The sequence below is a fragment of the Sinorhizobium garamanticum genome, from assembly GCF_029892065.1.
In the GTDB taxonomy this organism is placed as follows: Bacteria; Pseudomonadota; Alphaproteobacteria; order Rhizobiales; family Rhizobiaceae; genus Sinorhizobium; species Sinorhizobium garamanticum.
Genome location: NZ_CP120374.1, coordinates 1,653,627 through 1,680,376, shown reverse-complemented (window position 1 = coordinate 1,680,376; position 26,750 = coordinate 1,653,627). Strand labels below are relative to the sequence as shown.

26 protein-coding genes and 1 riboswitch are annotated in these 26,750 nt (G+C 62.6%); of the genes, 12 read left to right on the top strand and 14 right to left on the bottom strand.

Annotation, left to right across the window (positions count from 1 at the left end; all coding sequences use genetic code 11):
* Window positions 1–4 precede the first annotated feature (4 nt).
* From PZN02_RS27680 to PZN02_RS27645, 8 genes are all read left to right on the top strand, one after another.
* Window positions 5–1,126, top strand: coding sequence for an ABC transporter ATP-binding protein (locus PZN02_RS27680; protein WP_280662140.1), 1,122 nt, complete (start codon window positions 5–7; stop codon window positions 1,124–1,126).
* Between the two features lies 1 nt (window position 1,127).
* On the top strand, window positions 1,128–2,525 hold the full coding sequence (locus tag PZN02_RS27675) for a CehA/McbA family metallohydrolase (RefSeq protein ID WP_280662139.1): 1,398 nt from the start codon (window positions 1,128–1,130) through the stop codon (window positions 2,523–2,525).
* Between the two features lie 9 nt (window positions 2,526–2,534).
* Window positions 2,535–3,386 (top strand): sugar phosphate isomerase/epimerase family protein, encoded by an 852-nt coding sequence (locus tag PZN02_RS27670; RefSeq protein WP_280662138.1) that lies wholly within the window; start codon window positions 2,535–2,537, stop codon window positions 3,384–3,386.
* A gap of 12 nt (window positions 3,387–3,398) precedes the next feature.
* Complete coding sequence (locus PZN02_RS27665) at window positions 3,399–4,457, top strand: Gfo/Idh/MocA family protein (protein WP_280662137.1); 1,059 nt, start codon at window positions 3,399–3,401, stop codon at window positions 4,455–4,457.
* Between the two features lie 248 nt (window positions 4,458–4,705).
* Entirely contained in the window at window positions 4,706–5,464 is a 759-nt protein-coding gene (locus tag PZN02_RS27660) for a Tll0287-like domain-containing protein (RefSeq protein WP_280662136.1), read from the top strand.
* Complete coding sequence (locus PZN02_RS27655; protein WP_280662135.1) at window positions 5,461–8,217, top strand: response regulator; 2,757 nt, start codon at window positions 5,461–5,463, stop codon at window positions 8,215–8,217. Before PZN02_RS27660 ends, PZN02_RS27655 begins: the two co-directional genes overlap by 4 nt.
* A 100-nt stretch (window positions 8,218–8,317) precedes the next feature.
* Window positions 8,318–8,683 (top strand): response regulator, encoded by a 366-nt coding sequence (locus PZN02_RS27650; protein ID WP_280662134.1) that lies wholly within the window; start codon window positions 8,318–8,320, stop codon window positions 8,681–8,683.
* 15 nt (window positions 8,684–8,698) lie between these two features.
* The gene (locus tag PZN02_RS27645) at window positions 8,699–10,261 is read left to right on the top strand and encodes an adenylate/guanylate cyclase domain-containing protein (protein ID WP_280662133.1); all 1,563 of its coding nucleotides are present in this window, start codon (window positions 8,699–8,701) and stop codon (window positions 10,259–10,261) included.
* A 140-nt stretch (window positions 10,262–10,401) separates the two neighbouring features.
* Here the strand turns inward: PZN02_RS27645 and PZN02_RS27640 are convergent, their stop codons facing one another.
* From PZN02_RS27640 to pobA, 13 genes are all read right to left on the bottom strand, one after another.
* Window positions 10,402–10,740 carry an EthD family reductase gene (locus tag PZN02_RS27640; RefSeq protein ID WP_280662132.1) on the bottom strand — a complete coding sequence of 113 codons (339 nt, stop codon included), beginning with the start codon at window positions 10,738–10,740 and terminating at the stop codon, window positions 10,402–10,404.
* 16 nt (window positions 10,741–10,756) lie between these two features.
* Window positions 10,757–11,665: a 2-hydroxyacid dehydrogenase gene (locus PZN02_RS27635; protein WP_425336368.1), complete on the bottom strand. Its 909-nt coding sequence runs from the start codon at window positions 11,663–11,665 to the stop codon at window positions 10,757–10,759.
* Between the two features lie 85 nt (window positions 11,666–11,750).
* A complete protein-coding gene (locus PZN02_RS27630; RefSeq protein WP_280662130.1) occupies window positions 11,751–12,530 on the bottom strand; it encodes an amino acid ABC transporter ATP-binding protein in 780 nt (259 codons plus the stop codon).
* A 20-nt stretch (window positions 12,531–12,550) separates the two neighbouring features.
* Window positions 12,551–13,348, bottom strand: coding sequence for a transporter substrate-binding domain-containing protein (locus tag PZN02_RS27625; RefSeq protein WP_280662129.1), 798 nt, complete (start codon window positions 13,346–13,348; stop codon window positions 12,551–12,553).
* Window positions 13,349–13,393: 45 nt separating this feature from the next.
* Window positions 13,394–14,050, bottom strand: a complete 657-nt coding sequence (locus PZN02_RS27620) for an amino acid ABC transporter permease (RefSeq protein ID WP_280662128.1) — start codon at window positions 14,048–14,050, stop codon at window positions 13,394–13,396.
* Window positions 14,051–14,060: 10 nt separating this feature from the next.
* Window positions 14,061–14,729, bottom strand: a complete 669-nt coding sequence (locus PZN02_RS27615; protein WP_280662127.1) for an amino acid ABC transporter permease — start codon at window positions 14,727–14,729, stop codon at window positions 14,061–14,063.
* A gap of 117 nt (window positions 14,730–14,846) precedes the next feature.
* A complete protein-coding gene (locus PZN02_RS27610) occupies window positions 14,847–15,869 on the bottom strand; it encodes a LacI family DNA-binding transcriptional regulator (protein WP_280662126.1) in 1,023 nt (340 codons plus the stop codon).
* 105 nt (window positions 15,870–15,974) lie between these two features.
* Window positions 15,975–16,691, bottom strand: a complete 717-nt coding sequence (locus tag PZN02_RS27605) for an ABC transporter ATP-binding protein (RefSeq protein ID WP_280662125.1) — start codon at window positions 16,689–16,691, stop codon at window positions 15,975–15,977.
* Entirely contained in the window at window positions 16,672–17,436 is a 765-nt protein-coding gene (locus tag PZN02_RS27600) for an ABC transporter ATP-binding protein (RefSeq protein ID WP_280662124.1), read from the bottom strand. Before PZN02_RS27600 ends, PZN02_RS27605 begins: the two co-directional genes overlap by 20 nt.
* Window positions 17,433–18,434 carry a branched-chain amino acid ABC transporter permease gene (locus PZN02_RS27595; RefSeq protein ID WP_280662123.1) on the bottom strand — a complete coding sequence of 334 codons (1,002 nt, stop codon included), beginning with the start codon at window positions 18,432–18,434 and terminating at the stop codon, window positions 17,433–17,435. The genes PZN02_RS27600 and PZN02_RS27595 overlap by 4 nt, the downstream gene beginning before the upstream one ends.
* Before the next feature lie 5 nt (window positions 18,435–18,439).
* On the bottom strand, window positions 18,440–19,303 hold the full coding sequence (locus PZN02_RS27590) for a branched-chain amino acid ABC transporter permease (RefSeq protein ID WP_280662122.1): 864 nt from the start codon (window positions 19,301–19,303) through the stop codon (window positions 18,440–18,442).
* A 65-nt stretch (window positions 19,304–19,368) separates the two neighbouring features.
* Window positions 19,369–20,541 (bottom strand): ABC transporter substrate-binding protein, encoded by a 1,173-nt coding sequence (locus PZN02_RS27585; protein ID WP_280662121.1) that lies wholly within the window; start codon window positions 20,539–20,541, stop codon window positions 19,369–19,371.
* A 220-nt stretch (window positions 20,542–20,761) separates the two neighbouring features.
* Complete coding sequence (pobA, locus tag PZN02_RS27580) at window positions 20,762–21,934, bottom strand: 4-hydroxybenzoate 3-monooxygenase (protein ID WP_280662120.1); 1,173 nt, start codon at window positions 21,932–21,934, stop codon at window positions 20,762–20,764.
* Window positions 21,935–22,073: 139 nt separating this feature from the next.
* On the opposite strand from pobA, the gene PZN02_RS27575 reads away from it, so the two are divergent.
* On the top strand, window positions 22,074–22,961 hold the full coding sequence (locus PZN02_RS27575; RefSeq protein WP_280662119.1) for a helix-turn-helix domain-containing protein: 888 nt from the start codon (window positions 22,074–22,076) through the stop codon (window positions 22,959–22,961).
* Between the two features lie 39 nt (window positions 22,962–23,000).
* Here the strand turns inward: PZN02_RS27575 and PZN02_RS27570 are convergent, their stop codons facing one another.
* Entirely contained in the window at window positions 23,001–23,384 is a 384-nt protein-coding gene (locus tag PZN02_RS27570) for a DUF427 domain-containing protein (protein WP_280662118.1), read from the bottom strand.
* Window positions 23,385–23,528: 144 nt separating this feature from the next.
* A riboswitch (TPP riboswitch) is annotated at window positions 23,529–23,640 on the top strand.
* A 98-nt stretch (window positions 23,641–23,738) separates the two neighbouring features.
* Here PZN02_RS27570 and thiC point away from each other — a divergent pair.
* The 3 genes from thiC to thiS are packed head-to-tail and all read left to right on the top strand — an operon-like array spanning window position 23,739 to window position 26,748.
* A complete protein-coding gene (gene thiC, locus PZN02_RS27565; protein ID WP_280662117.1) occupies window positions 23,739–25,580 on the top strand; it encodes a phosphomethylpyrimidine synthase ThiC in 1,842 nt (613 codons plus the stop codon).
* A 2-nt stretch (window positions 25,581–25,582) separates the two neighbouring features.
* On the top strand, window positions 25,583–26,554 hold the full coding sequence (thiO, locus tag PZN02_RS27560; protein ID WP_280663301.1) for a glycine oxidase ThiO: 972 nt from the start codon (window positions 25,583–25,585) through the stop codon (window positions 26,552–26,554).
* Complete coding sequence (gene thiS / locus PZN02_RS27555; RefSeq protein ID WP_280662116.1) at window positions 26,551–26,748, top strand: sulfur carrier protein ThiS; 198 nt, start codon at window positions 26,551–26,553, stop codon at window positions 26,746–26,748. Before thiO ends, thiS begins: the two co-directional genes overlap by 4 nt.
* Window positions 26,749–26,750 lie beyond the last annotated feature (2 nt).

Sequence of the window (26,750 nt, the reverse complement as noted above, 5' to 3'; positions counted from 1 at the left end):
TTCCATGGCTTCCATACGCTTCAAAGGCATCACCAAGAAGTTCGGCGAGTTTGTCGCCGTGTCGGATCTCAACCTCGAAATGAATGACGGCGAATTTGTATGCCTGCTCGGTCCCTCGGGCTGCGGCAAGACGACGACCTTGCGCATGATCGCCGGCCTGGAGACGCCGACCTCCGGCCAGATGCTGATCGGAGACCGCGATGTCACCTTCCTGCATCCGAAGGACCGCAAGATCTCCATGGTCTTCCAGGATTATGCGCTCTATCCGCACATGAACCTCGCCGACAACATCGCCTACCCGCTGAAGGTGCGCGGAGAAGCGGAAGCCAAGCGCCATGCACGGGCCCGCGAAGTGGCGGATGTGCTGAAGATCGGCCACCTCATGGAACGCATGCCCTCGCAGATTTCCGGCGGGCAGCAGCAGCGTACCTCGCTTGCGCGCGCGCTGGTCTATCCGTCCGAGGTCTACCTCTTCGACGAGCCGCTCTCCAATCTCGACGCAAAGCTCAGGCTGGAGGCGCGCGGCTTCCTGAACCACCTGCAGCGCGACATGGGCATGACGGCGGTCTATGTCACCCACGACCAGGCCGAAGCCATGGCGCTCGCCACCCGGGTTGCAGTGATGGACGCGGGCAAGGTGGTGCAATACGCGCCGCCGATGGAGGTCTACCGCCGGCCCGCCACGACGTTCGTCGCCAGTTTCGTCGGCAGCCCGCCGATGAACCTGCTGCCCGTCGAGGCGATGATCGCCGATGGCGCGCTCCACCTGAAAGCGGAGAGGGTTTCCGTCGCGCCGTTGCCGGTCGCACGCTCAGTCGCCGCGGCATTGAAAGGCAACAGCAAGCTGACCCTCGGCGTTCGCCCCGAGCATCTATCGATCGCGCACGGCGGAGAAGCAAACGCGATCTCAAACACGATCTCGGGCCAGCTCTTCGCCAACGAAAACATGGGTCCGGAGAAGCTGGTCACGCTCGAGCGGGACGATGCCGCGCGCTTTACCGCCCGCATCTTCACCGACGATGTGATCGCGCTCGACGCGACCGTGACGCTCGGCTTTTCCTCCGAACACATCCACCTCTTCGATCCGGCTGGGGCCCGGCTTCCGATGGATGGGGAACCGGTCTGAGATGCTCAAGTATAACCTGCATCTGACATTGGCCGACAAGGCGCGCTCGCCCTATTTCTACGTGCCTTTCGACGTGCCCGTGGGCACGACGCGGCTCGACGTGACGATGCGTTACGAGGGGGCCAGCGACTGCATCATCGATCTCGGTTGCGCCGATCCGCGGCTTGGCGATTTCCCGAGCGAACAGGGCTTTCGCGGCTGGAGCGGCGGCGCGCGCGACCGCTTCTTCGTGGCAACCGACGACGCCACGCCCGGCTATGTCCATGGCGAGATGCCGGCCGGCACCTGGCGCGTGATACTGGGGCTCTACAGGGTTCCCGAGCACGGCGTCGATGTGGAATTGATCTTCACCTTCGATGACGCGCCGCGCCTGCACACGCCGCAGCCGCAACGCCCGCACCCCGTTCGTCAAGGGGCTGGCTGGTACAAGGGCGACCTCCACTGCCACACCTTCCACTCCGATGCGAAGGGCAGCCCGGAACTCTTGCATGCCGCAGCCAGGCAGGCAGGGCTCGATTTTCTCGCCGTGGCCGACCACAACACCACCACCCAGCGGCGCTATTTCCACGCCCATTCCTCGCCGGAGCTCGTCTTCGTGCGTGCCATGGAACTGACCACCGCCGAAGGCCACGCCAACGTCTTCGGCGTCGATGACTGGATCGACTTCCGCATGACCAGGCGCGAGGACGCGCACAGGTTGTCGCAGATCGTGCACGAGAAGGGCGGATTGCTCTCGATAAACCACGACAAGCCGACCATCCCCTGGGATTACGAGTTGCCGCGGATCGACTGTATGGAGGTCTGGCAGCAGGCTTGGTTTGCCCGCAACTGGATATCGCTTCGGCGCTACCAGGAGCGGCTCGTTTCGGGCTGGAAACTGTCGGCGATCGGCGGCAGCGACTATCACCAGCCGGCCCGATTGCCGCCGGAAGGGCCGTTGGTGCTCGCCCGTCCGACGACCGTTCTGTGGCTGCCGGAGCTGTCGGAGGACGCCGTGCTCGCGGCGATGAAGGCAGGGCAAGGCTATGTCACCGAGAGCCCTCGCGGCCCGCATCTCGCGCTGACCGTCGACGGCGCACCGATGGGATCGACCGTTTCTGGCGGGCACGCCGAGGCGCATGTCACGGGCGCGCCCGGCGACCTCCTGGCCTGGTACGACGCCAGCGGCGAGATCGCGCGCATGCCGATCGACGGGGACGACCAGAGGCTCGTTCTCGAAGCCGCCCCGCAAAAGTTCCTGCGTTGCGAAATCTTGGCAAATGCCAGCCACGCCGCGCTCGTCGAGGAGTTTCGCGCGGCGCTTGGTGATGGTCCCCTTCCCTGGGGCCTGACCGAAGCGGAGCTCGAGGCCGAACCGCTGCGCCGCGCAATTTCCAATCCCGTCTATTTCGCGCCATAGGAGAGCCGAATGCTCCTATCCAACGCCCCGTGTTCCTGGGGCATTTTCTATCCCGACAATCCGCGCGCGAGCGCCGAGCAATATCTCGACGAGGTCGCAGCAGCCGGCTACCGGGGTACCGAACTCGGCCCCTACGGTTTCCTGCCCACCGACCCGGCAGCGTTGCAGGATGCACTTGCCGCTCGGGGCCTTGCACTCGTCGGCACGGTGCACGTGCATACCTTCTCGGATCCCCTGAGCGGCCCGCAACTGTTTGCGGATGCCGAGAAGATCGGCCAGCTGCTTCATGCCATCGGCGCCCGCTCCTTTACGCTCATGGACGAGGGCAACGTCTATCCGCCACAGGCGGTCGGCCGGCTCACCGACGCACAGTGGCGGGCGATGACGGCGATGCTGCGGGACGTCCAGGTGATGCTCCTTGAAAGGTTCAACATCACTCTCGCCTTCCATCCACATGTGGCAACGGCGGTGGAGTTCGAAGAGCAGATCGACCGCCTGCTGCAGGATACGGAAATCGACCTCTGCTTCGATACCGGCCATCACGCCTTCTGGGATCAGGACCCGCTCGCCTACATGGAAACGGTCTGGGACCGCATCGGCTGCATGCACCTGAAGAATGTCGACGCAAGCGTGCGCCGGCGCATGCTCGCCGGAGACCTGACCGTGCGCGAAGCCTTCGAGGCGGGCGCCATGTGCCCGCTTCCGGACGGCGTTGTCGATATCGCCGCGGTGCTCCGGATGCTGAAAGACCGCTGCTTCGCCGGCCCCGTGGTTGTCGAGCAGGACTATTTCGAGATCATGAGCGAAGGCCCTGCCCAGCTTGCAAAGCGCAACGCCGAATTCCTGAAACCCCTTATCTAGGAGCAGTCGCCGATGCAGATTTCTGTCGGCCTGATCGGTCTGGGCGAGGTCGCCCAGCTCATGCATCTTCCCCTCCTCGCGGATAACCCCGGCTTCCGGATCGCCGGCGTCTGCGACGTTTCGCCGATGCTGGTCGAGGCGATGGGCGCGCGCTATGGCGCCCGTCTTCGCACCACCCGCGTCGAGGAAATGTTCGCGGCACCGGATATCGATGCGGTGTTCATCCTCGCGCCGGACTACCTGCACTCGGAGCTTCTCGGCAAAGCGATCGAAGCGAACAAGCACGTCTTCATCGAGAAGCCGGTATGCCTCACGCGGCGCGAGCTTCTGCCGCTCGTAGAGCGCAACAGAAACAACCCGAAGACCGTCTTTGTCGGCTACATGCGCCGCTACGCCCGCCCGTTTTTGGAACTCAAAAAGCGGATGCCTCCCGCCGAGGAGATCTGCCATGTCCGCATCCGCGACCTGATCCGCGAATCGCGCTTCTTCGTCGACCAGACACGCCATATCGTTCGTGCGACCGATGTTTCGGCGGCCGTCATCGCCGACGGTCGCGCTCGGACGCAGGCGCTTCTGCGGGAAGTGATGGGCGAGGATCGCCCCGATCATGCGGTGCGCGCCTATCAGGTGCTGACCGGACTGTCCTCGCACAGCTTTTCCGCCATGCGCGAGCTCCTGGGCCAGCCGAAGGGCGTTGCGGCGGCGCGGCAATCGGGCGGGGAATCACTGGTGGTGCTCTTCGACTACGGTCACTTCACCGCGGTCTACGAGGCGGTGATCCACGACGTCGCCCGCTTCGATTCCGGCATCGAAGTGCTGACCCAGAACCGGCAATACAAGATCAATTACGACACACCCTATATCCGCAACCTGCCGACCCGGCTCGAAATCACCAGCTCCACCGACACCGAGACCGGCACCGAGATCATCGGGCCATTCTACGAGGATGCCTTCCGGGTGGAGCTCGGCGCCTTCCATGACTGCGTGACGCAAGGGACACGCCCAAAAACCGATCTCGAGGACTCACTTGCCGACCTCGACCTCTTCGCCGAAGTCGGGCGGCATTTCTGAGGCCGTCGCGCCCGCCCGAGACCATTTCCGTGTTTCTTGAGGCCGCTACTGCATGTTTCCTTAAATCGTATCCGATTTAAGAATAAAAACATGCAGCAATTCAAAGTGCGACAGCGTCCTTTGAGCGTCTGATAAGACGCGCGGCGCTGTAGGGAACGATTGCCAAGCCCTGTTCCAGAGATGACTCCTTCCAACGGTCCTGCTGTGGTATCTTTCCCGCTTGCGCTTTCTCTCGGGGGGGAAAGAAAATGGAAGCCCTTGTAGCTTTGGCGCGAAACCGGGTTTTCACGATTTTGTGCGGGTGTATGCTCCTGTCGTCTTCGGTGGCTGCTGAAGAGGCCGCCGATGTGGCGACCGGGGAGCGGCTCGCCGAAGTGCTGAGGGCCGCCCGAAGCGTCCTTTCGAATTATCAATCGCTCATCAATGATCCGGCCGTCGGCGACAAACATCTCGATGGCGAGCGTTTCACGGCAGAGGCGATTGCTCTTTATACCAAACGCACCGGTCATCCGTTGATCACCGATGATCTGGCAGAGCGCGATCGCAAACTGCTGCAGGCGCAGGTCGAGGCCATGCGCGAGGTCGTTGACGAAGAGCAGGACGATATCAACCGCCCCGGCATCGGGTTCAAGGGCTTTGTGCCGGCCGTTTTCGCGCGCCTGATGAACGAGAAATTCGCCGCCAAAGTGGGAAACGAGGCATTGGTTCGCGTCACCGCGCCGGAAGTCCTGGTGCGTAACCGCAAGTCGCTTCCCGATGCCTGGGAGACCCAGGTCATCACTGAATTCTTGTCAAATCCGCAGAAGCCCAAGGGTGAGGCCCATACGGAAGTGACGAAGGTAAACGGACGCCCTGCCTTCCGGATGCTGCTGCCGGAATACTACACGGAGTCCTGTCTTTCCTGTCACGGTTCGCCCAAGGGCGAGATCGACGTCACCGGCTACCCGAAGGAAGGGGGGAAAGCAGGTGATCTGGGCGGTGCTATCAGCATCGTCTTGTTCAAATGAGCGCGTTAGGGCAGCGGCGGTCGATCGAGGCTGCCCCGGCGCCGGCCAGGAGCCTCGCCAGCCGGCTTGCCAATCTCCCGATCTCCGCCCGCGTGGCGGCGCTGACCGCCGCTGGCCTGATCAGCCTGATTCTCTCTTCGGTTTTCCTCACCCAGGCGCTCTATCGCAGTGCCGAGCGGACGGCGGAGACCAGGGAACTGTTCGATCGCGCGGCTTCGGCGGCCGCGGCGCATGTCGCCTTCGGAGACCTCAGATACTGGCTGACCGATCTCTCCGTCAGCCTGCTGATGAATTCACAGCGCAACGCCGACGAGGCCCGTGAACGCCTGCAGGTTCAACTGCAGCGTCTTGCAGAGCACTCGCCCGACGCGGTCGAGAAAATCCGCACCGAGGTCGACGCCTATGTCGAGACGGCGCTCCAGGCAACGGACAGCTATACTCAGGACAATCGCATCGTCGGCAACGCCTTCCTGGCAAAGGCGCGCACCCACAGCGGCAACGTCGACGCAGACCTCAACAGACTCGTCGAGCAGGTAAGAGCCGATGCGGATGCCGCCCGCAACGAGGTCGTTGCGCAAACACAGAAAACCGCCACAGCGGCCGCCATCCTCGTGGGCGTCTTGGTTCTGGTCGGCTCGTTCCTTACTCTTCTTGTCCTGCGGTCGATCGTCGGCCCACTTCGGCGCCTCAGTCGTGTGGTCGGTGAGCTGACGGAAGGACGCTATGACGTCGAGATACCCCAGGAGGGCGGCGACGATTTTGGAGTGATGGCGAAGGCGCTTTCGCTTTTCCGAGAAAGCGCGATCGAAAAGAAAAGGCTCGAGGACGAGGCAGAGCGGCAGAGGCGGACGATCGCGGCGGCGCTCGAAGTGATCTCCGACGGATTTGTTCTCTACGATCCGGACGACCGAATCCTGATCGCCAACAGCAAATATTGCGAAATCTTCCCCAGCCACAAGCCGTCAACGCTTCGTGGCAAGAGCTTCCGCGAAATCGTGGAGCAGAACCTGGAAAGAGGGCAAGTAGACCTTGAAGGCAAATCGCCGGAGGAGTGGGTCGAGGAACGGCTGCGCCTCCACAGGGATCCCGCTGGCCTGGCCGACGAGAAGCGGTTCGGCGACAAGTGGGTTCGGATCAGTAAGCGCAAGATCCCCGACGGCGGGACCGTCGCCGTCTATACCGACATCACCGAACTCAAGCAGAGGCAAGTCGAGCTCGAGCGCGCAAAGATCCATGCGGAGTCGGCAAGCGAGGCCAAGAGCCGTTTTCTCGCCTCCATGAGCCACGAGCTGCGCACACCGCTGAACGCGATCATCGGCTATAGCGAAATGCTGATCGAAGAGGCACGCGACCACGAGGACAACGAGCTTGTCCCGGACCTCGAGAAAATAGCGTCCGCCGGTCGGCATCTCCTCTCGCTCATCAATGACATCCTCGACCTGTCGAAGATCGAGGCGAACAAGATGGAGGTTTTTCTCGAGGTTTTCGACGTCGCCGAATTGCTCCGCGACGTGGCCGCCACCGTCGCACCGCTGATGGCGAGGAACCGGAACGAATTTATAGAAGACCTCGGGGCCGATCTTGGGCAGATGCACTCCGACCAGACCAAGCTGCGCCAGAATCTTTTCAACCTGCTCAGCAACGCGGCCAAGTTCACCAATGGTGGCCGGGTCACGCTCTCGGCCCGGCGCGAAGGGCGCGCCGACGGCGATTGGCTTGTGTTCAAGGTATCCGATACGGGGATCGGCATGACCCCGGAGCAACGGGAACGACTCTTCCACGCCTTCACGCAGGCGGACGCTTCCACCACTCGCAACTACGGCGGCACGGGACTGGGCCTGAGTATCACTCGCAGCTTCAGCCATATGATCGGCGGCGGCGTCACCGTCGAAAGCGAAGTTGGGAAAGGCTCTGTCTTCACAATGGAAGTGCCGGCGCAGTGCAGGCGAGAAGCCGAGGAGCCTCAAAGCGCCGCGCCGGCGCCGAATTTGCAGCCGGGTCGCACGGCCCTCATCATTGACGACGAACCGGCTGCCCGAACCCTGATCGCCAAGGCACTCGCCGAGGCGGGGCTCGCCTCGATCGAGGCTGCAAGCGGGGCGGAAGGAATAGCCGCCGCCCGGCAGCATCGGCCAGCCGCGATCATCCTCGACATCATCATGCCCCATCAGGACGGCTGGTCGGTGTTGCGCACGCTGAAGAGCGATCCCGAACTCTGCACGATCCCCGTGATCCTGGCGACGATCCTGGCGGACCGCGAACTCGGCCTCTCGCTCGGCGCCGTCGAATATCTGACCAAACCCATCGACACCGACAAGCTGATCCGGACGATAGAGGCTCACGGCGGCGGCAACCGCGACGTACTGGTCATCGACGACGACCAGGCTTCACGCGACTTTCTCCGGCGCATTCTGGTGAAGAGAAATTGGACCGTCCACGAGGCAGGTGACGGTATTCGCGGGCTGGAAATGATGAAGCGGCTTCTGCCGCGCCTCGTCCTGCTCGATCTTCTGATGCCGGAGATGGACGGATTCCAAACGCTCAGCGAGATGCAGAAGAATCCGGAACTGCAGAACATCCCAGTCGTGGTGGTCACGTCGAAGGACCTCTCTTCAAACGAACTGATATGGCTACGCGATCGAGCGGTCGCGGTCGTAAACAAGGGCGCAAATAGCAGGTCCCAATTAGTCAAAGCACTCGAGCGCCAGATAGCAATGCAGGAAACAGTCGGTAAGGCCGTTGCCGATGGCTGAAGCCTACAGCGCTGCGCGTCATTTCCGACGCGCGGCGCTGTCGCACCTAGAATCGCTGCATGTTTTTAAGGAAACATGCGGCAGGCCGGAGGAACCGGAAATGACGAGAATCCTTCTGGTGGAAGACAATGAAATGAACCGCGACATGCTTTCGCGACGATTGTCTCGTCGCGGCTTCGACGTGCTGATCGCCGAAAATGGCAAAGCCGGTGTCGAGCTTGCCGCAGCGGAAAAGCCCGACCTGATTCTCATGGACATGAGCCTACCCGTGATGGACGGCTGGGAGGCGACCCGGCAGATCAAGGCCAATCCAGTGACGTCGGGAATACCGGTCATCGCGCTCACTGCGCACGCAATGGCGAGCGACCGGGACATGGCGCTCGAGGCTGGCTGCGACGACTATGACAGCAAGCCCGTCGATCTGCCGCAGCTCGTCCGGAAGATTGAGCAGTTGCTCGCGACCTAGAAGGGCATCTGCAAGATGAGTATCAGGAACGAATTCCAGCGCCAGGCGATCGCCGCGCATGTGGCCCAGCGGTTGGCCGGCCCCGCTCGCGCGATTTTGGGTTTTCAGGAGCTGCTTATCGAGCAGGCGCGGGATCTCGGCTTGCCCCACATGCAGCCCGACCTGGAGCGGATCGGCACCGCCGCCAGGCAACTGAACGGTCTCATCGATCACCTGCTCGACGGCACGGCCTGCTCCCCGGAGGTCCCGTTGGCGGAGGCGGAGGCAAGGCTCCGCCATGATCTGCGCACACCGCTCAATGCCATCATTGGCTATTCCGAAATGCTCCTTGAAGACGCAAGGGATGCGCACGAGCACCCGCTCAAGGAGGATCTCGGCGTCATACTTGCGGCGGCGGGCGAGCTCTTGAAGCAGGTCGACGCCATTGCGGGCCTTTCGCGCGGGCCAGCGATCGAGATGCTCCAGTCGGGGGAGCAAAGCGAAATCGACGCGGCGGGGCTTGAACGGCTGCTGTTCACGACCAAGCACGATGCATGGCCGGATCAGGGCGGCAGAATTCTCGTCGTCGACGACGTCGCCAGCAATCGTGATCTTCTGTCCCGCCGGCTGCGGCGCGAAGGTCATCGCGTCGTCGCCGCCGAATCCGGACTGTCAGCGCTCGCGAGACTGGCGGAGGACGAGTTCGATCTTATCCTGCTCGATATACTGATGCCCGACATGAACGGCATAGAGATGCTCTCGCGACTGAAGTCGGAGGACCGATGGCGGCATGTCCCGGTGATCATGATATCAGGCTTGAGCGACGTCGCGGCGGTGGCGAAATGCATCGAGGCTGGAGCCGACGACTACCTGACGAAGCCGTTCAATCCGGTCTTGCTGCGCGCGCGCATCAACTCCACGCTCGAGAAGAAGCGCTGGCTCGACCGCGAGCATCGCTATCTTCAGCGAATAGAAACAGAGAAGCGACGTGCCGATACGCTCATTCATGCGATCCTCCCCGACCAGATCGTTAACCGATTGCAGGATGGCGAAGAGATCATCGCAGACCGCTTTGAAGAGGTTTCCATTCTTTTTGCAGATATCGTCGGCTTCTCCGCCATCGCGAAAAGGCTGCCGCCGTCCGATCTCGTCAGCCGGCTGGACGGGATGTTCAGCCGGTTCGACCTCCTGACGGAACAGCACCGGGTGGAAAAGATCAAGACCATCGGCGATGCCTATATGGCCGCTTGCGGGATCCCCGAACCCGCAGCGGACCACGCCGACAGGATCGTGGCTCTCGCGAAATCCATGCTTGAATCTTTACGGGATTTGCCTCCCGAACGGGATCGCTTTCGGGTTCGGATCGGAATCCATTCGGGACCGGTTGTGGCCGGACTGATCGGCCGGCTTCGTTTTGTCTACGACGTGTGGGGAGAAACGGTAAACATTGCAAGCCGCCTCGAGTCTCAGGGAGTTGCCGATGGCATACAGATCTCCGAGGCGACCAGGCGATCACTTCGTGGCCAGTGGACGCTCGAGCCGCGTTGCGCCTTGGATCTGCGCGGCATCGGTCCGATCGAAACCTACCTTGTGCAATAGATTTCCAAAGGCGATCAGCAACTCCTCAGTTCCACCCGCGCCAACTTGCTGTGCCTTACAGCGCCGCGCGTCCATTGGACGCGCAAAGGTCGCTGTCACTTTGAATTGCTGCATGATTTTGTCCTTAAATCGCTTCCGATTTAAGGAATCATGCAGTAGCGACCGTGAAGCTCGAACACGTGATGGTGGATCTGCCCTTCGAACATTTCGAGCAGGCCCTTCGTCAATTCGCGGCTTTCGTAGCGCACGGGTGATTGAAGGGCCTGCGCCAGGGCCTCGCGGTCGTCATAGGCGGTGGAAAGAACCATCGCGAAAGGCGTCGCTCCTTCATCGTGCTCCACAGCATGGAGAACCCGGACTTCCCGGACGCCCGGAAAGGCCTGCCAAAGCGGCATCAGCTTCTCGGCGACATAGGCACGGAATGCTTCTTCCCGCCCGGGATGGATCACGCCCTCGAACAGGGCCTGTCGAACGATCATGCTGTCTTCTCCCGCTTCAGTTGGCGATGTTCGGCGATTTTTGGCCGGCGAAATGGGCGGCGAGATTGGCGAGCACAAGTCTCCCCATGGCCAGCCGCGTCTCGACCGTCGCACTGCCCTGATGCGGCATGAGCACGGTATTCGGCGTCGAATGGAATTCGCTGCGGATCTTGGGCTCGTTGACAAAGACGTCGAGCCCCGCGCCGGCGATCGCTCCGGACCTCAGCGCCTCGATCAAGGCGTCCTCGTCGACGACGCTGCCGCGCGCGACGTTTATGACGATGCCCTTCGGGCCGAGCGCTTCAAGCACGGAGGCGTCGACGATGTTGTGGGTTGCGGCACTCGCCGCCACGCAGACGGCGAGCACATCGCTGTCGCGGGCGAGATCTGCTGGGCTTTCATGGGCAACCCACTTGACGTCGGTCAGCCTGGACCGGTTCCAGTATCGCACCGACATGCCGAAGGCCTCGCCGCGGAGCGCCAATGCACGCCCGATCTGACCGAGGCCGAGCACGCCGATCCTCTTGCCCTTCGGGCTATGGCCGAGCGGCAATTGTTCGCCCGCCGCCCAGCGGCCTTCGCGCACCAGCCTGTCACCCTCGCCGAGCCGGCGCAGGACCGCAAGCATGAGCGCGATACCGAGATCCGCCACGTCGTCCGTGAGCACGCCCGGCGTCGTCGTCACGTCGATGTTGCGGCTACGCGCAAAGGCAAGATCCACCTTGTCCGTGCCGACCCCGTTGATCGCGATAATCCCAAGCGAAGGAAGCTTCTCGATCCAGTCATTGGACAGGCCCGTGCCGCCGCCGGTCGCAACCGCACGGATCGACGGGAGTGCCGCCTCGAGCGCCGGCCGGTCGGCCGCCTCGTAGAGCCTGTGAACTGTGTAGTCCCGGTGAAGCTCCTCCATGACGAGCGGCATCATTGGCTCTACGAGCAACAGATCTGGTTTCACGTCTAAACTCCAATTGCTGAGATGTTGCCCAAAAGTGTGCAGCGATTGCCGGCCATCAGGAAATCTGGCCGAGGAAGAATCGCGTCCGTTCGTGCTGCGGAGCGTCGAAGAAAGTATCGGGCGTCGCGACTTCGAGGATCTCGCCACGGTCCATGAATACGACACGGTCGGCCACACTTCGCGCGAAGCCCATCTCGTGCGTCACGCACAGCATGGTCATGCCTTCATTCGCGAGATCGACCATGGTGTCCAGCACCTCCTTGACCATTTCCGGATCGAGCGCCGAGGTTGGCTCGTCGAAAAGCATGATCTTCGGATTCATGCACAGCGCACGCGCGATCGCCACGCGCTGCTGCTGTCCGCCTGAAAGCTGCGCCGGGTATTTCGCCGCCTGCTCGGGGATACGCACACGCCGAAGAAACTTCATGGCGATCTCCTCGGCTTCGGCTTTCGTGATGCCGCGCACCTTCATCGGAGCGAGCGTGCAGTTCTCGAGCACCGTCATGTGGGGGAACAGGTTGAACTGCTGGAAGACCATGCCGGTCTCCTGACGGATCAGGTCGACATTCTTTCCACCGGCGGTCAGGTCGTGACCATCGACGATGATCCTGCCCGAATGAATGGTCTCGAGCTGATTGATGCAGCGGATCATGGTCGACTTGCCGGAGCCCGAAGGCCCGCAAATGACGATCCGTTCGCCGCGGCCAACGGTCAGGTTGATGTTCTTGAGAGCATGAAAGGACCCATACCACTTGTTGACGTCCTCCATGCGCACGGCCGGATCAGAAGCCCCGCGCGACCCGGGGGCGGAGGCGATTTCGCTTACCATGTTCATCGCGAGGGGCTCCCGTTTTCTTATTTCGCTTTGGTCACGAATTCCGGCAGCGGAGAACCGAGCCATTTCTCGTGGATGGCATTGAGCTGCCCGTCCGCCTTGACCTTGTCGAGGAAGCTGTTGACGAAGGTGAGCATCTCGCTCGATCCCTTGCGGACGGCGATGCCCTGAACCTGCTGGTTCAGCACGAGCTTCTGATTGAACCGCCCGGGAGCGGCCGCCTCGATCTGCTGGGCGACGACGTTGGACACGCCGATCAACTCGACCTGGCCGGAAAGCAACGCCTGCACCGCACTGGCGTCGTCGTCAAAACGCTGGATGTTGGCGTCCGGCGGCGCGATCTTGGTGACCGCCGTGTCCTGCGTGCTGGCGCGCGCCACGCCGATCGTCTTGCCGGCCAGATCTTCCGGTTTTGCGACAGCCAGATCCTGGGCACCGAACACGCCGATCGAGATGCCGGCGTAAGGCTGAGAGAAATCGACGTTCTTGGCGCGCTCTTCGGTGATGCCCAGCGAAGCGACGAGCAGGTCGACCTGGTTGCTCTGCAGATAGGGGATGCGGTTCGGCCCCGTCACAGGCACGATCGCCACCTCGACGCCGAGTTCCTTGGCAAGCAATTTCGCGACGTCCGCGTCATAGCCGTCCGGATTGTTGCTCGCATCCATGATCCCGAACGGCGGAAAATCGACCAGCATTCCAACCTTGACGGTCCCGGCCGATTTGATCGCCTCCACCGTCTGGGCTGCGGCGGGGGACACGAAGCCGGCAAGAAGTGCGGCGCCAAGAACTGACATGGCCATGCGTCTCGATATATTCATTCTTCCTTCCCTTTCAGATGCCGGCCCTCCCGCCGGCGGGGCCCGTCAACGTGCCGTTGCGCGGGAGAAACGGGTTTCCATTCGACGTGCGACCAGCGACAGCGGCCAGCACAGCAGGAAATAGATGGCGGCCACCGTGCCGAAGACGAGGAATGGGCTGAACGTCGCATTGTTGATAATCTGCCCTTGTCGGGTCAGTTCGGTGAAACCGATGATCGACGCAAGCGACGTGCCCTTTATCAGTTGGACCAGGAAGCCGACCGTCGGCGCGACCGCGATGCGGGTCGCCTGGGGCAGGATCACGTGGCGCATGGAATGATAATAGCGCAGGCCAAGCGCGGTGGCGGCCTCGCGCTGCCCCTTCGGCACGGCCTCGATGCAGCCGCGCCAGATCTCGCCGAGAAAGGCGCTGGCGTGGAGCGCAAGCGCAATGGTTGCTGCAACCCACGGGTTGATCGCAAAGCCGAAGATGTTCATGCCAAAGAACACCAGGAAAAGCTGCATCAGCAGTGGCGTTCCCTGGAAGACGCGGATGAAACCGGTGGCGAACAGGCGGAAAGCCCGCACTTGGGACACGCGCATCAAAGCAATCAACAGTCCGCCGATGCTGCCACCGGCAAAGGCGATTGCCGAAAGCGCGATCGTCCACTGCGCCGCCACCACAATGACAAGGAATTCGTTCCAGCCGAAGACTCTGATCATGGACGTGCTCCTAGCGGCTGAGCGGATATTTGAAGGCCATTTTCTCGACCGCGTAGAACAGCGCGGAGAAGCCGACCGACAAAGCGAGATAGATCAGGGTGACGGTGATATAGACCTCGAAGCTCGCAAAGGTCGCGGACTGGAGGTCGTTTCCGGCGGCAGCCAGGTCATCCGCAGAGATCACCGACACGACGCTGGTATTCAGCATCAGGTAGATGAACTGGCTGGTGAGCGCGGGATAGACGGTGCGGAGCGCCGGCTTCATGACGATGTAGCGAAAGATCTGCACCCTCGACAGGCCAAGTGCCCACCCCGCCTCCACCTGGCCCTTATGGATCGACTCGATGCCGGCACGGATGATTTCCGTCCCGTAGGCGCCGAAATTGACAACGAGTGCCAGCAGCGCGGCACTGTTCGGCGAGAGCTTGGGACCAAACGAAGGCATGGCGAAGTAGATGAAGAAGATCTGCACGAGGAAGGGCGTGTTGCGGATGATCTCGATGTAGCCATCGATCACGGCACGCAGCATCGCAGGCCCGGACGTCTTTCCCCAGGCGCAGGTGATGGAGACGACAAGGCCGATCAGCATGGCGGCGCAGGACAGGCGAACGGTCAGCCAGGCGCCGACCAGCAACTGGTCCAAGGACGCCAACACCGGCGTAAAATTGAACTCGTACATGCAGGGACCTCCTCCCAAAACGTCGAGACCGGACGCCGCGCCTCCTCGCGTCCTCCTTACTTAGATCGATCTAAAATGTTTCCCAGCAAGCGTCAACCGCAAAATGACCGTCAAATTTCACAGGGGTCGGCCGCAGGACTGCCGAATGTGCAAGGTGGTGTCGTTCACCACGCGGCGCGGCGGTAGGTCGGGCTTAGCGATGCGTTCGAGGAGAAGCCGCGCCGCCATTTCGCCGATCGTCACCGGCCCGGTCGAGACCGACGTGAGTTTGGGCCGGATGGCTTCTTCATCCGCCACATCGTCGAAGCCGATCAGCGAGAGGTCGCGACCGATCGTCAGTCCGCAGTCGTGAAGCCCTGCGGAGAGCCCGAGGGCCACAAGATGATTGAAGCAGATCGCCGCAGTTGGCCGCGTCGCCTGTTCGAACAGAAGATGCGTCGCGCTGGCGATTTCTCCGAGCGGCGTCGGAAAGTGGATCAGGATCCCGGGATCAAGCCCCTTAGAAAGCATGGCGTCACGGAATCCATCGACGCGCTCCTGATAGGCCGATTGGACCGGGCCATGGGCGGCAAAGGCGATCTTCTCGTGGCCGAGCGAAGCGAGATAGTCCACCGCCTGGCGCATCCCGGCGGCATAATCGGCTCCGACATAGTCGATGTCGAAGGAGATATGGCGCAACACCTGTACGACCGGCATGCCCCAATCCGCGATCTCTTCAGACAGGGCCGGCGCCGTGCCTGCGGCGGGGCAGAGAATGACCCCATCCACACCGTGTTCGCGCATGCGCTGCAGAAGCGTAGCCTGCCGCTCGACCTTGTCCCCGCTATTGGCAAGGAGGACCACCTTGCCGGTCTCACCGATCACCTCCTCGATGCCCGACAGGAGTTCTGCAAAGAAAGGGTTGGTGAGGTTTGGGACAATGGCGCCGATGATCTGGCTGCGTTCGACGCGCAGGCGGGCCGCGCCGATATTGTAGACATAGCCGAGGTCTCGCATCGCCTGCTCGACGCGCGAGCGCGTCTCGCTGCCAACCAGCGGGCTCTTGCGAAGAACAAGGGATGCTGTCGCGCGGGAGACGTTTGCATGTCGCGCAACATCGAGAAGCGTAACGCGGCTCTTTTTTCGTTCGTCAAAGGACATTGAATACCAATGGGAAAAGAATGGGGGTGGGAAGAACTATAGTCAACAACGAGAGTCGGGCAAACGCTGCCGCGTATCTGGCGCCGCCACCCAAAGGTTCCGTTGCTAATGCAGGCTACCAACACCCAGCAGCCGTTCGACCGCCGTATGATCCTGCGAAAGCTTCTCCGGCGTTCCGGTCCAGGCGAGCCGTCCCCGCTCCAACACGATGACGTGGTCGGCAAAATCCAGCGCGCTCTGTATCCGCTGTTCGACGAGCACTATCGTCATGTCGCCGGTTCTGGCAAGCTCGGCAAAGACCTTCATGAGCTCTTCGCAGATGACCGGTGCCAGGCCTTCGAGCGGCTCGTCCAGCAGCAGCACGGACGGCCGTCCGAGGATCGAGCGGGCGGTCGACAGCATCTGTTGCTCTCCGCCGGAAAGTTGCGAGCCCAGATTCCTGCGCCGCTCATGGAGGCGCGGAAACATGTCATAGGCTTCCTGGAGCGCACTCTTCGGCCGGCCCTTGAGCCCAACGAAGAGGTTTTCCTCGACAGTCAGGGTCGGAAAGATGCAGCGCGCCTGCGGCACGAAGCCGAGACCACTCAAGGCCCGCGACGCGCTCGGCAGCGCGGTGACATCGGTCTCGCCGATGCGGATGCGCCCTTCGTAGCGGCGCGTCTGGCCAGCGAGCGTCGCAAGCAGCGTCGTCTTCCCCATGCCGTTGCGTCCGAGCACGGCGAGACGCGCGCCGGCCGGCACCGAAAAAGAAATGCCTTCAAGCACCCGCGTCGGCCCGTAGCCCGCGGACAGGTTCTCGACCTCAAGCGGCGTGGCCGGCATTGGCATAACTCCCGAGATAGGCTTCGCGTACCCGCGGATCTTTGGTCACATCCGACGGCGAACCGTCGAAAATGATCGTGCCGGCGGCCAACACGATCACCCGCCTGGCGAAGCGAAACACAAGGTCCATGTCATGCTCGATCATCAGCACGGCAAGGTCGGGCGGAAGATCGGCCAGCGCCTGCTCGATACGGCCCGTGTCGCTTTGCGGCACGCCGGCGGCCGGTTCGTCAAGGAGCAGCACCCGCGGCTTCAGCGCCAGTGCCACGGCGATCTCCAGAAGCCGCTGCTGGCCATAGGCGATCTCGCGGACACGCCGGTGCATCTGGTCGCGCAGCCCGAGCTTGCCGATGAGATCGCCAACCTCCGCCATGACCTCGGGCATTGCGAGGTAGTTCCCGAAGAAGCGCCCTGCCCGGCCGTCGCGCTGCAGGACCGCAAGCGCTACATGTTCCGCCGGAGTCATGTCCTGGAAGAGACGCGTCACTTGGAACGACCGCACGAGGCCACGCCGAACGCGTCCGATGGCTTTGACTCGGGTGATATCTTCGCCGCCGATCCGGACCTCGCCGGAATCGGGCGTCAGGTTCCCGGTGACGAGGTTGACGAAGGTCGTCTTTCCGGCGCCGTTCGGGCCGATCAGTGCCACGCGGTCGCCCGGCGCCATGGCGAGGCTGACATCGTTGGTGACGGCGAGGCCGCCGAAGGATCGCTTCAGATTCCGAACCTCGAAGATGGCACTCATCGCCGCGCCTCCCGCCACCGGGTCGCAACGGCGGCGATCGTGCCGTAGAGGCCTTTGGGCGCAAACAGCACGACGGCGATCAGCAGGGCACCGACCATCGTCAGCCAATGGAAGGGATTGGCGGCCGAAACGATATCCTCGAAGAACATGAAAACGATCGTGCCGGTAAGCGCGCCGAACAGCGAGCCGGTGCCGCCGAGCACGAGCATGACCAGGCTTTCGGCTGAGAGAGTGAAGGAGAGGCTGTCGAGACCGACCACCTGCGTCGAGATGGCGTTGAGCGCACCGCCGGCCCCGGCCACCGCACCGGAAATCATGTACATCTTGACCAAGGCAACCTTGGGCGAAGCGCCCATCGCACGAATGCGGATCGGATCCTCCTTGATGCCGCGGCAGAGCATGCCGAAGGGCGAGCGCACGACAACGCGCAGAATCGTGAACACGACCGCAAGAAGGACGATGCCGAAGACGTAAGCCGTGCGGCCCCAAAGGTCGAACGCGAAGAGCCCGAGCAGTGGCTCGGGCGCAATGCCAGCGAGCCCGTCGCTGCCGCCCGTCCAGGATGAGGCCTTGTTGGCGAACTCGTGAAACAGATGGATGAGTGCGATCGACAGAACGAGCTGCGGAAGGCCGTGGGCTCTGAGGATGACCACGCCACAGAGAAGCCCCGCAACAACACCGCCGAAAATGCCGCAGACGAGCATGAGCAGCGGATCCGTGATGCCGAAGCGGACGGCGGCGATTCCGGCCGCATAGGCGCCTGTCCCGAACAGAGCCGCATGACCAAGTGTCGCCACCCCGCAATAGCCGGTCACGAGATCGAGAGACAGCACCAGCAGCGCGATCGCCGTCATGCGCGTGAGCAGCGCCAGGTTGTTTGGAAACAAAAGATAGCCGACGACGGCCAGTGCGAGAATCGCGGAAAGGCCGGCAAGGTCGCGGCCGAGTTTTCGCCGATTGCCACGTGCTGCCGCCAGTGTCTCGTTCATCGTCGCCATGGTCACTATCTCGTCCTCCCGGCAAGGCCGCGCGGGAAGACGCAGACGATTGCGATGACGGCGAGATAGAAGAAGAACTCTCCGAATTCTGGCACCAGGTAGCGGCCGGCGGTATCGATACCGCCGAGCAACAGGCAGGCAACAAGGGCGCCCGGTATCGAGCCCGCCCCACCGACAGAAACGACGACCAGGAAGGTCACCATGTACCGCAGGGCGTAGTAGGGTTCGACCGGAAGCAGTTCGGCGCCCACCACGCCACCCAGCGCAGCGAGCCCCACGGCAACGGCAAAGCTCACCGCATAGACGACTTCGGTGCGCACCCCGAGAGCTGCCGCCATGGCCGCGTCGTCGACGGCCGCCCTCAGTTTCACGCCGAAAGCGGTCTTCTCGATCAGGTACCAAAGAGCGGCGGCGACAGCGAGACCGCAAAGGATCGCGAAAATGCGGTGGGTGGCGATCGAACGGAAGCCGAGATCGACGGAGCCCTGGAGCTCCGGCGGCAGGGGGATCGTCTTCAGCGTCGGACCGAAGACATAGTTGGCGATGCCGATGATGCAGAAGGTGATACCGATCGTCATCAAGACCTGCGTCAGCTCCGGCGCCCCGTAGATGCGGCGATAAAGCAGCCGCTCGATTGGGATGGCTATGAGGATCGTGCCGAAGACCGCAATCATCAGGGCGATCCCATAGCCGAGCCCCATGTCGCGTGCCGCGTAGGAGGCTATGTAGCCGCCGATCATGGCGAAGGCGCCATGAGCGAGATTGACCACCCGCATAAGCCCCATGGTGACGGAAAGACCGATCGAGATCACGAACAGCACCATGCCGTAAGCGAGCGCGTCGACCGCTATGCTGAAGACGGTTTGCATGTGTCCATCCTGTTTCCCGATGACGCGGGGCCGATCCGCCACCGCATCCGAGTCGCTGGCCGTTGCTATTTCAGCGCCGCAAGGCCGGGATCGCCCTGCTTCTCGAAAGTCTGGATCTCCTTGTTGTAATAGGATCCGTCATCGGCTTTGGCGACCTCACGCAGATAGATGTTCTGGATGATGTGGCGCGATTCCGGGTCGATCGAAACAGGCCCGCGTGGGCTCGTCCAGGAAAGCCCCTTGACCGCGTCGACTGCCTTTTGCGCGTCCTGCTCGCCGCCGGTCGCCTCGATCATCTTGTAGATGACATGCATGCCGTCATAGGCGCCGACTGCAGGGAAGGAAAGTTCGGCGGGATTGCCGATGGCCTTGCCGGCCGCCTCGACAAAGGCCTTGTTTTCGGGCGAGTCGTGCGAGACGGCATAGTGGAACGTCGTCTGAAGGCCGAGCGCGGCTTCACCCAGCGCCGGAAGGTCGGACTCCTGCGTCAGGTCGCCCGGCGCAAAGAGCTTGATGCCTGCGTCCTTGAGCCTGTTTTCGTTATAGGCCTTGACGAAACCGAGCGTCGTCGGGCCGGACGGCAGGAAGGCGAAGACACCCTCCGCGCCCGAATCCTTGATGCGCTGCATGATCGGCGAGAAATCATTGGTGGCGAGCGGCATGCGGACAGCCTCGACGATCTCGCCGCCCACCGCTTCGTACGCTTTCTTGAAGGCGTTCTCGGCATCGACGCCAGGGCCGTAATCACTGACGACCGAAATGACCTTCGAGACGCCGGCATCCTTCGCGACCTTGGCGATCGGCGTGGAGGTCTGCCAGAGCGTGAACGAAGTGCGCACGGCCAGCGGGCTTTTGGTGACGATCGCCGAGGTCGCGGCATTCATGATCACCAGCGGCACATTCCCCTGCTCGAGCAGCGGCGTCACCGCCATCGCGTCGGGGGTGAAATAGAAGCCGGCGAGATACTGAACACCCTCCTTGACGACGAGCTCCTGCGCCAACGCCTTGGACTGGGCTGGATCCGCCTGCGGCACATCCCGGTAAATGACCTCGACGTCGTCGTCGCCGACCTTGCTGCCGTTCAAAGCCATATAGGCGTCGATGCCCGCCTTGAAATTCTTGCCCTGCAGTGCAAACGGGCCTGAAAAAGGCCCGATCACGCCGACCTTGATCGTGTCGGCCTCGGCTGCCCCGCTCATTGCCAGTGCCGCCAGCGCGGCGAGAATCGTCCGTTTCATTTTTCCTCCCCGCGATACCCGGCTCACTCCCGTCCGGCATCGCCTAGATATCAGCGTCAAACTACATCAGTCTGTCATGTCCAACAGCGATAAATAATGAAATGTCAGCGCGTGTTCCATAACTGATGGGTTATGTTACCGTGACGAAGCTTGCGTGTAGGTTCTCCTGCTAAAGGTCGGGCGTAGGCGCGCAGGCTCCAGCACCATGTCGAAGTCGTGATCAAAACGGCAGACCCACATAGTTTTCCGCGAGCGCTGTGGCGGCCGCTCGAGAATGGGTGAGATAGTCGAGTTCGGCCTCCTGGATCTTCTGGTCGAAGTCGCTGGTATCCGGGAAACGGTGCATCATCGTCGTCATCCACCAGGAGAAACGCACCGCTTTCCAGACGCGCGAAAGCGCTCGCGCCGAATAGGCGTCGAGGCCGGCATTGGAGCGATCCTCGTAATGCTCGATCAGCCCCTCGTAGAGATAATGCACGTCGCTTGCGGCGAGGTTCAGCCCCTTGGCCCCGGTCGGTGGCACGATATGGGCAGCATCGCCGACGAGAAACAGCCGGTGAAACCGCATCGGTTCGGCGACGAAGGATCGAAGCGGTGCGATCGATTTTTCGAAGGACGGCCCGGTCACCACCCGGTCGGCATGGTGGGCCGGCAGGCGGCGGCGCAGTTCGTCCCAGAAGCGTTGGTCGTTCCATTCCTCGAGCTTTTCGTCGAGCGAGCACTGGATGTAGTAGCGGCTGCGGGTCATTGATCGCATCGAACAGAGCGCGAAACCGCGCGGGTGGTTGGCGTAGACCAGTTCGGGACTGACCGGCGGCACATCAGCGAGAATGCCGAGCCAGCCGAAGGGATATACTTTTTCGAAGGTGCGGATGGACTTTTCCGGTACCGACCTGCGACTGACCCCGTGCGACCCATCGCAACCAGCGATGAAATCGCACGCGATGCGGCGGGTGCTCCCGCCCTTCTCGTAGGTGACGTAGGGCGCGTCTCCGTCGAGATCATACGGCGTTACATTCGCCGCCTCGTAGACCGTCGATGCGCCGGTTGCTTCCCGACGATCCATGAGATCGCGGGTAAGTTCCGTCTGGCCGTAGATCAGCACGCGCTTGCCATTGGTCAAGCCGAAAAGATCGATGCGATGATCGCGACCGTCGAAGGCGAGCGAGAACCCGTCATGCGGCAGCCCTTCGGCATGCATGCGGGTGCCGGACCGCGCCTCATCCATCAGCCGCACCGTCCCCTCCTCCAGCACGCCGGCCCGCACCCGCCCGAGGATGTGGTCCTTGCTGGCACGATCGAGGATGACATTGTCGATCCCCGCAAGGGTCAGCAATTGCCCGAGCAGGAGACCGGACGGTCCCGAGCCGATAATGACGACCTGGGTTCGCATGGACCTCCTCCCCTCGAGCACGTCGCGCCCGCACCGAACTTGTCTTTTGTCAGGAAGTTTGCGCGCCGCCCGCGTCTGTCTCAATGGACATTTCAGCCAAGAAATTGCACTTATTGAACATTGACGCCGGGTGAGAACAATGAAGCGGGCGGTGCCGACATATGAGCTTTACGGCGAGGAGTCCGGAGAACGTCCGGATTTCTGGCTGCATTGCGAGACGATCCCCTCGCGCAGCCGCCTGCACCACTGGGAGATCGGCCTCCACCGCCATCAGAGCTTCTTTCAGATCCTGTACATCGCCGGGGGTTCGGGTGACGCCCTGTTCGGCGAGACGTCGCAAGCGATCTCTCCCCCGGCCGTAATCACCATTCCGCCCACCGTCAGCCATGGCTTCCGCTTTTCCCGCGACATCGACGGTTTTGTTTTCACAGTCCTTGCATCACACCTGCCGGCTGCCCCGGGCGGCCGCAGCAGGCTGGGCAAATGGCTGTCAATGGCTTGCCTGACGCCGCTCGGCGAAAGCGAAGACGGTCGCTACATCGCCGAGACCTTGCAGCGCCTGGCAGAGGAATGGCAAGCGCGGCGCAGCCACCGCACGGGCCTGCTCGACGCCTATCTCTCGACGGTACTGACGCTGACGGCGCGTCTCGCAGAAGCGCCGCGCATTGACGCAGCTGCCGCGGAAAGCGAGAACGAGCGCCGGATGGAGCGCTTCGACGCGCTGCTTCGACAGCACGTTCTTGCGCACCGGCCGGCCGCGTTTTACGCGCGAGAGCTCGGTCTGTCGCAAACCCATTTGAACCGCGTGGTCCGGGCGATGACCGGGCAGAGCGTACACGAGGTCATTGCTGAAAGGCTGTTGAACGCCGCGCGGCGCGAGCTCGTCTTCACGCGTGCGAGCGTCCAGGAGATCAGCTTCCGCCTCGGCTTTTCAGACGCGGCGTATTTCTCACGTTTCTTCGTGCGCCACATCGGGACCACGCCGCGGGCGTGGCGCATGGCGGAGCGGCAAAAGCTCGGCGTGTGACGGTACGCGCTGTCTCGTCGGGACGGTTGAGCAGGCAGCCTAAGACGCCGGCAATTCCTCGATCGAATCCACCCGATCCGGATAGAAGGCCATGTGGTCCTTGATTTCACGCACCGCCGCATGCGGGTTTTCATAGGTCCAGATGGCGTTTTTCGAGCGCTCGCCTCCTGGGGTAATGCTGTAATAGGACGCGTCGCCCTTGTAAGGGCAATGCGTCGAATGCTCGGTGCGTGCAAGCAGCGACATGTCGACGTCCTTGCGGGGAATATACTGCACCGGCGGATAGGACGCCTCGCGGAGCGTCAGTGCATCGCGCGTATCGGCAACGACGCGGCCGTCGAGCTTGACGACGACGCGCGCTGGGTTGTGGTCAATGGTGATCGGATGATCGGGCCCGGGAATTTTGAACGGCTTGTCTGACATGAGCGAACACCTTTCGATTTCATCCTTCCTACATAGGGTCAGGCCTCCCGCTTCCCAAGGGCGGCAGTGGGCCGCGCGGGCTTCACCCGGCCAAACGTCGAAAAAACAGGGTTGACGCAGCGGCGATATCGGTGACTATTTGCATCCATTCACCAGGGGGGTCCCGGCAAGGGGCTGAGATACTGCTAAAGCGCGCAGTGACCCGTTGAACCTGATCCAGTTCATACTGGCGTAGGGACGGTGCGGACGTGCGAAGGCCAGGATTCCGATTCTCCGTGATCCATCGGCGTAGCGTCTTTTCATCCTTCCGGCTTCAGAACTGGGTCTCCAACGCGAAAACTTTGGAGCCTCAAGATGAATGTTTTCAAGCCTCTCGCAGCGCCCTCGGTCACGCAGGGCCCTCTTCCGGCCTCGCAGAAAGTCTACAAGCCCGGCGAGATCCATCCAGATATCCGCGTGCCGATGCGCGAGATCGCGCTGCATCCGACCTCGGGCGAGCCGCCGGTCACCGTCTATGATTCCTCCGGCCCCTATACGGTGGAGGGCGCGAACATTCGCATCGAGGCGGGCCTGCCGCCGCTTCGCCGCGACTGGATCCTTGGACGCGGCGACGTCGACGTCTATCAGGGCCGCAGCGTCAAGGCGGAAGACAACGGCTTTGCGACCGGCGAGAAACTGACGCCCGAATTTCCCGTTCGCCATGAGCCGCTGCGCGCCAAGAGCGGACAGGCCGTTACCCAGCTTGCCTATGCCCGCGCGGGCATCATCACGCCGGAAATGGAATTCATCGCCATCCGCGAAAATCTCGGCCGCAAGGCGGCGAGGGAGGCGCTTCAGCGCGACGGTGAAAGCTTCGGTGCATCGGTTCCCGATTTCGTCACGCCGGAATTCGTTCGCCAGGAAGTCGCCGCCGGCAGGGCCATCATTCCGGCCAACATCAACCATCCGGAATCCGAGCCGATGATCATCGGCCGCAATTTCCTGGTAAAGATCAACGCCAACATCGGCAATTCCGCCGTCACCTCGTCGATGGCCGAGGAAGTCGAGAAGATGGTCTGGGCGACCCGCTGGGGCGCCGACACGGTGATGGACCTTTCGACCGGCCGCAACATCCACAACATTCGCGAATGGATCATCCGCAATTCGCCGGTGCCGATCGGCACGGTTCCGCTCTATCAGGCGCTCGAGAAGGTGAACGGCATCGCCGAGGATCTCACCTGGGAGGTCTATCGCGACACGCTGATCGAGCAGGCCGAGCAGGGAGTCGACTATTTCACCATCCATGCCGGCGTGCGGCTGCCCTACATCCCGCTGACGGTCGACCGCGTCACCGGCATCGTCTCGCGCGGCGGCTCGATCATGGCCAAGTGGTGCCTGCATCACCACCGCGAGAGCTTCCTCTACGAGCATTTCGAGGAGATCTGCGACATCTGCCGCGCCTATGACGTCTCCTTCTCGCTCGGCGATGGCCTGCGTCCCGGCTCGATCGCGGATGCCAACGATGCCGCGCAGTTCGCGGAGCTCGAAACGCTCGGGGGGCTCACGAAGATCGCCTGGGCGAAGGATTGCCAGGTGATGATCGAAGGGCCCGGCCACGTGCCGATGCACAAGATCAAGGAGAACATGGACAAACAGCTTTCCGTCTGCGGCGAGGCGCCCTTCTACACGCTCGGGCCGCTGACGACCGACATCGCGCCCGGTTACGACCACATCACGTCGGGCATCGGCGCGGCGATGATCGGCTGGTTCGGCACCGCCATGCTCTGCTACGTGACGCCGAAGGAGCATCTGGGGCTGCCCGACCGCGACGACGTCAAGACCGGTGTCATCACCTACAAGATCGCGGCCCACGCAGCTGACCTCGCCAAAGGGCATCCGGCCGCCCGCGTTCGCGACGATGCACTTTCCCGCGCGCGTTTCGAATTCCGCTGGGAAGACCAGTTCAATCTCTCGCTGGACCCCGAGACCGCCCGTAGCTTCCACGACGAGACCCTGCCGAAGGAAGCGCACAAGGTCGCGCATTTCTGCTCCATGTGCGGCCCGAAATTCTGTTCGATGCGGATCTCCCACGATATCCGCGCCGAGGCGCAGAAGGAGGGGCTCGCGGCCATGGCCGAGAAATATCGCGAGGGCGGCGACCTCTATATACCGGTTGACGAGGCAGAGCGGCTGGCCCGGCGGACACCGGCCGAATGACCATGCGGGTGCTCGTCAAAGGAGCCGGCGTTGCCGGCCTCACCGTCGCGCGCGAACTCGTCGCGCGCGGGGCCGACGTCACGGTCGCGGAGCCAGAGCCGGGCTTCGCGGCAGCCGCATCCTGGTACGCCGGCGGCATGCTCGCCCCCTGGTGCGAGCGGGAAAGCGCCGACGAAGCCGTGCTCACGCGCGGCCGCGGCGCCGTCGACTGGTGGGACCGCGCGCTTCCCGGCGAAGTCCGCCGCAATGGAACGCTGGTGGCCGCCCTGCCGCGCGACGTCGGCGAGTTGAAGCGCTTTGCTTCCAAGACCTCCGGCTTCGAATGGCTCGAAACCGACGGCGTCGCGGCGCTGGAGCCGGCGCTCGCTGGACGGTTCCGGCAGGCGCTGTTCTTTCCCGAGGAAGCGCATCTCGATCCGCGCCGGGCGCTTTCGCTTCTCGGCGAAAATCTGGCGGGACAAGGCGTCGCTTTCGTTCGCGACGAAGACGACGGCCACTTCGACCTCGTCGTCGATTGCACCGGCACGTCGAAGATCGGCAGCCTCGACGGACTGCGCGGCGTTCGCGGCGAAATGCTGTATCTCGAGAGCGATGAACTGGAACTGTCGCGGCCGGTGCGCCTGCTGCATCCGCGCATTCCGCTCTACATCGTGCCGCGAGGCGACGGGCTCTTCATGTGCGGCGCAACGATGATCGAGCGCGACGATGCCGGCCCGATCACCGCCCGCTCGCTCATGGAGCTCCTGAACGCTGCCTACGCTCTTCATCCGGCCTTCGGCGAGGCGCGTGTCGTCGAGACCGGAACCGGCGTGCGCCCCGCCTTCCCCGACAACCTGCCGCGCGTCATCCGCGCGGGAAATACCATCATCGTCAACGGCCTTTACCGCCACGGCTTCCTCCTCTCGCCGGCACTGGCAATCGAAGCGGCTGGATTGGTCCTGGGCGAACAAGACCGAAGGGAGATTTCTCGATGAGACTGATCGTCAATGGCGAAGAACAGGACGTCTTCGCCGCCACACTTTCCGAGCTGCTGGCGCAGCTCGACTTCGAAGGGGACTGGCTCGCAACCGCCGTCAACGGCGAACTCGTTCACCGGACCGATAGGGCAAACCATCGGCTCAATGATCGCGACCGGATCGAAATTCTCTCGCCGATGAAGGGAGGCTGAAG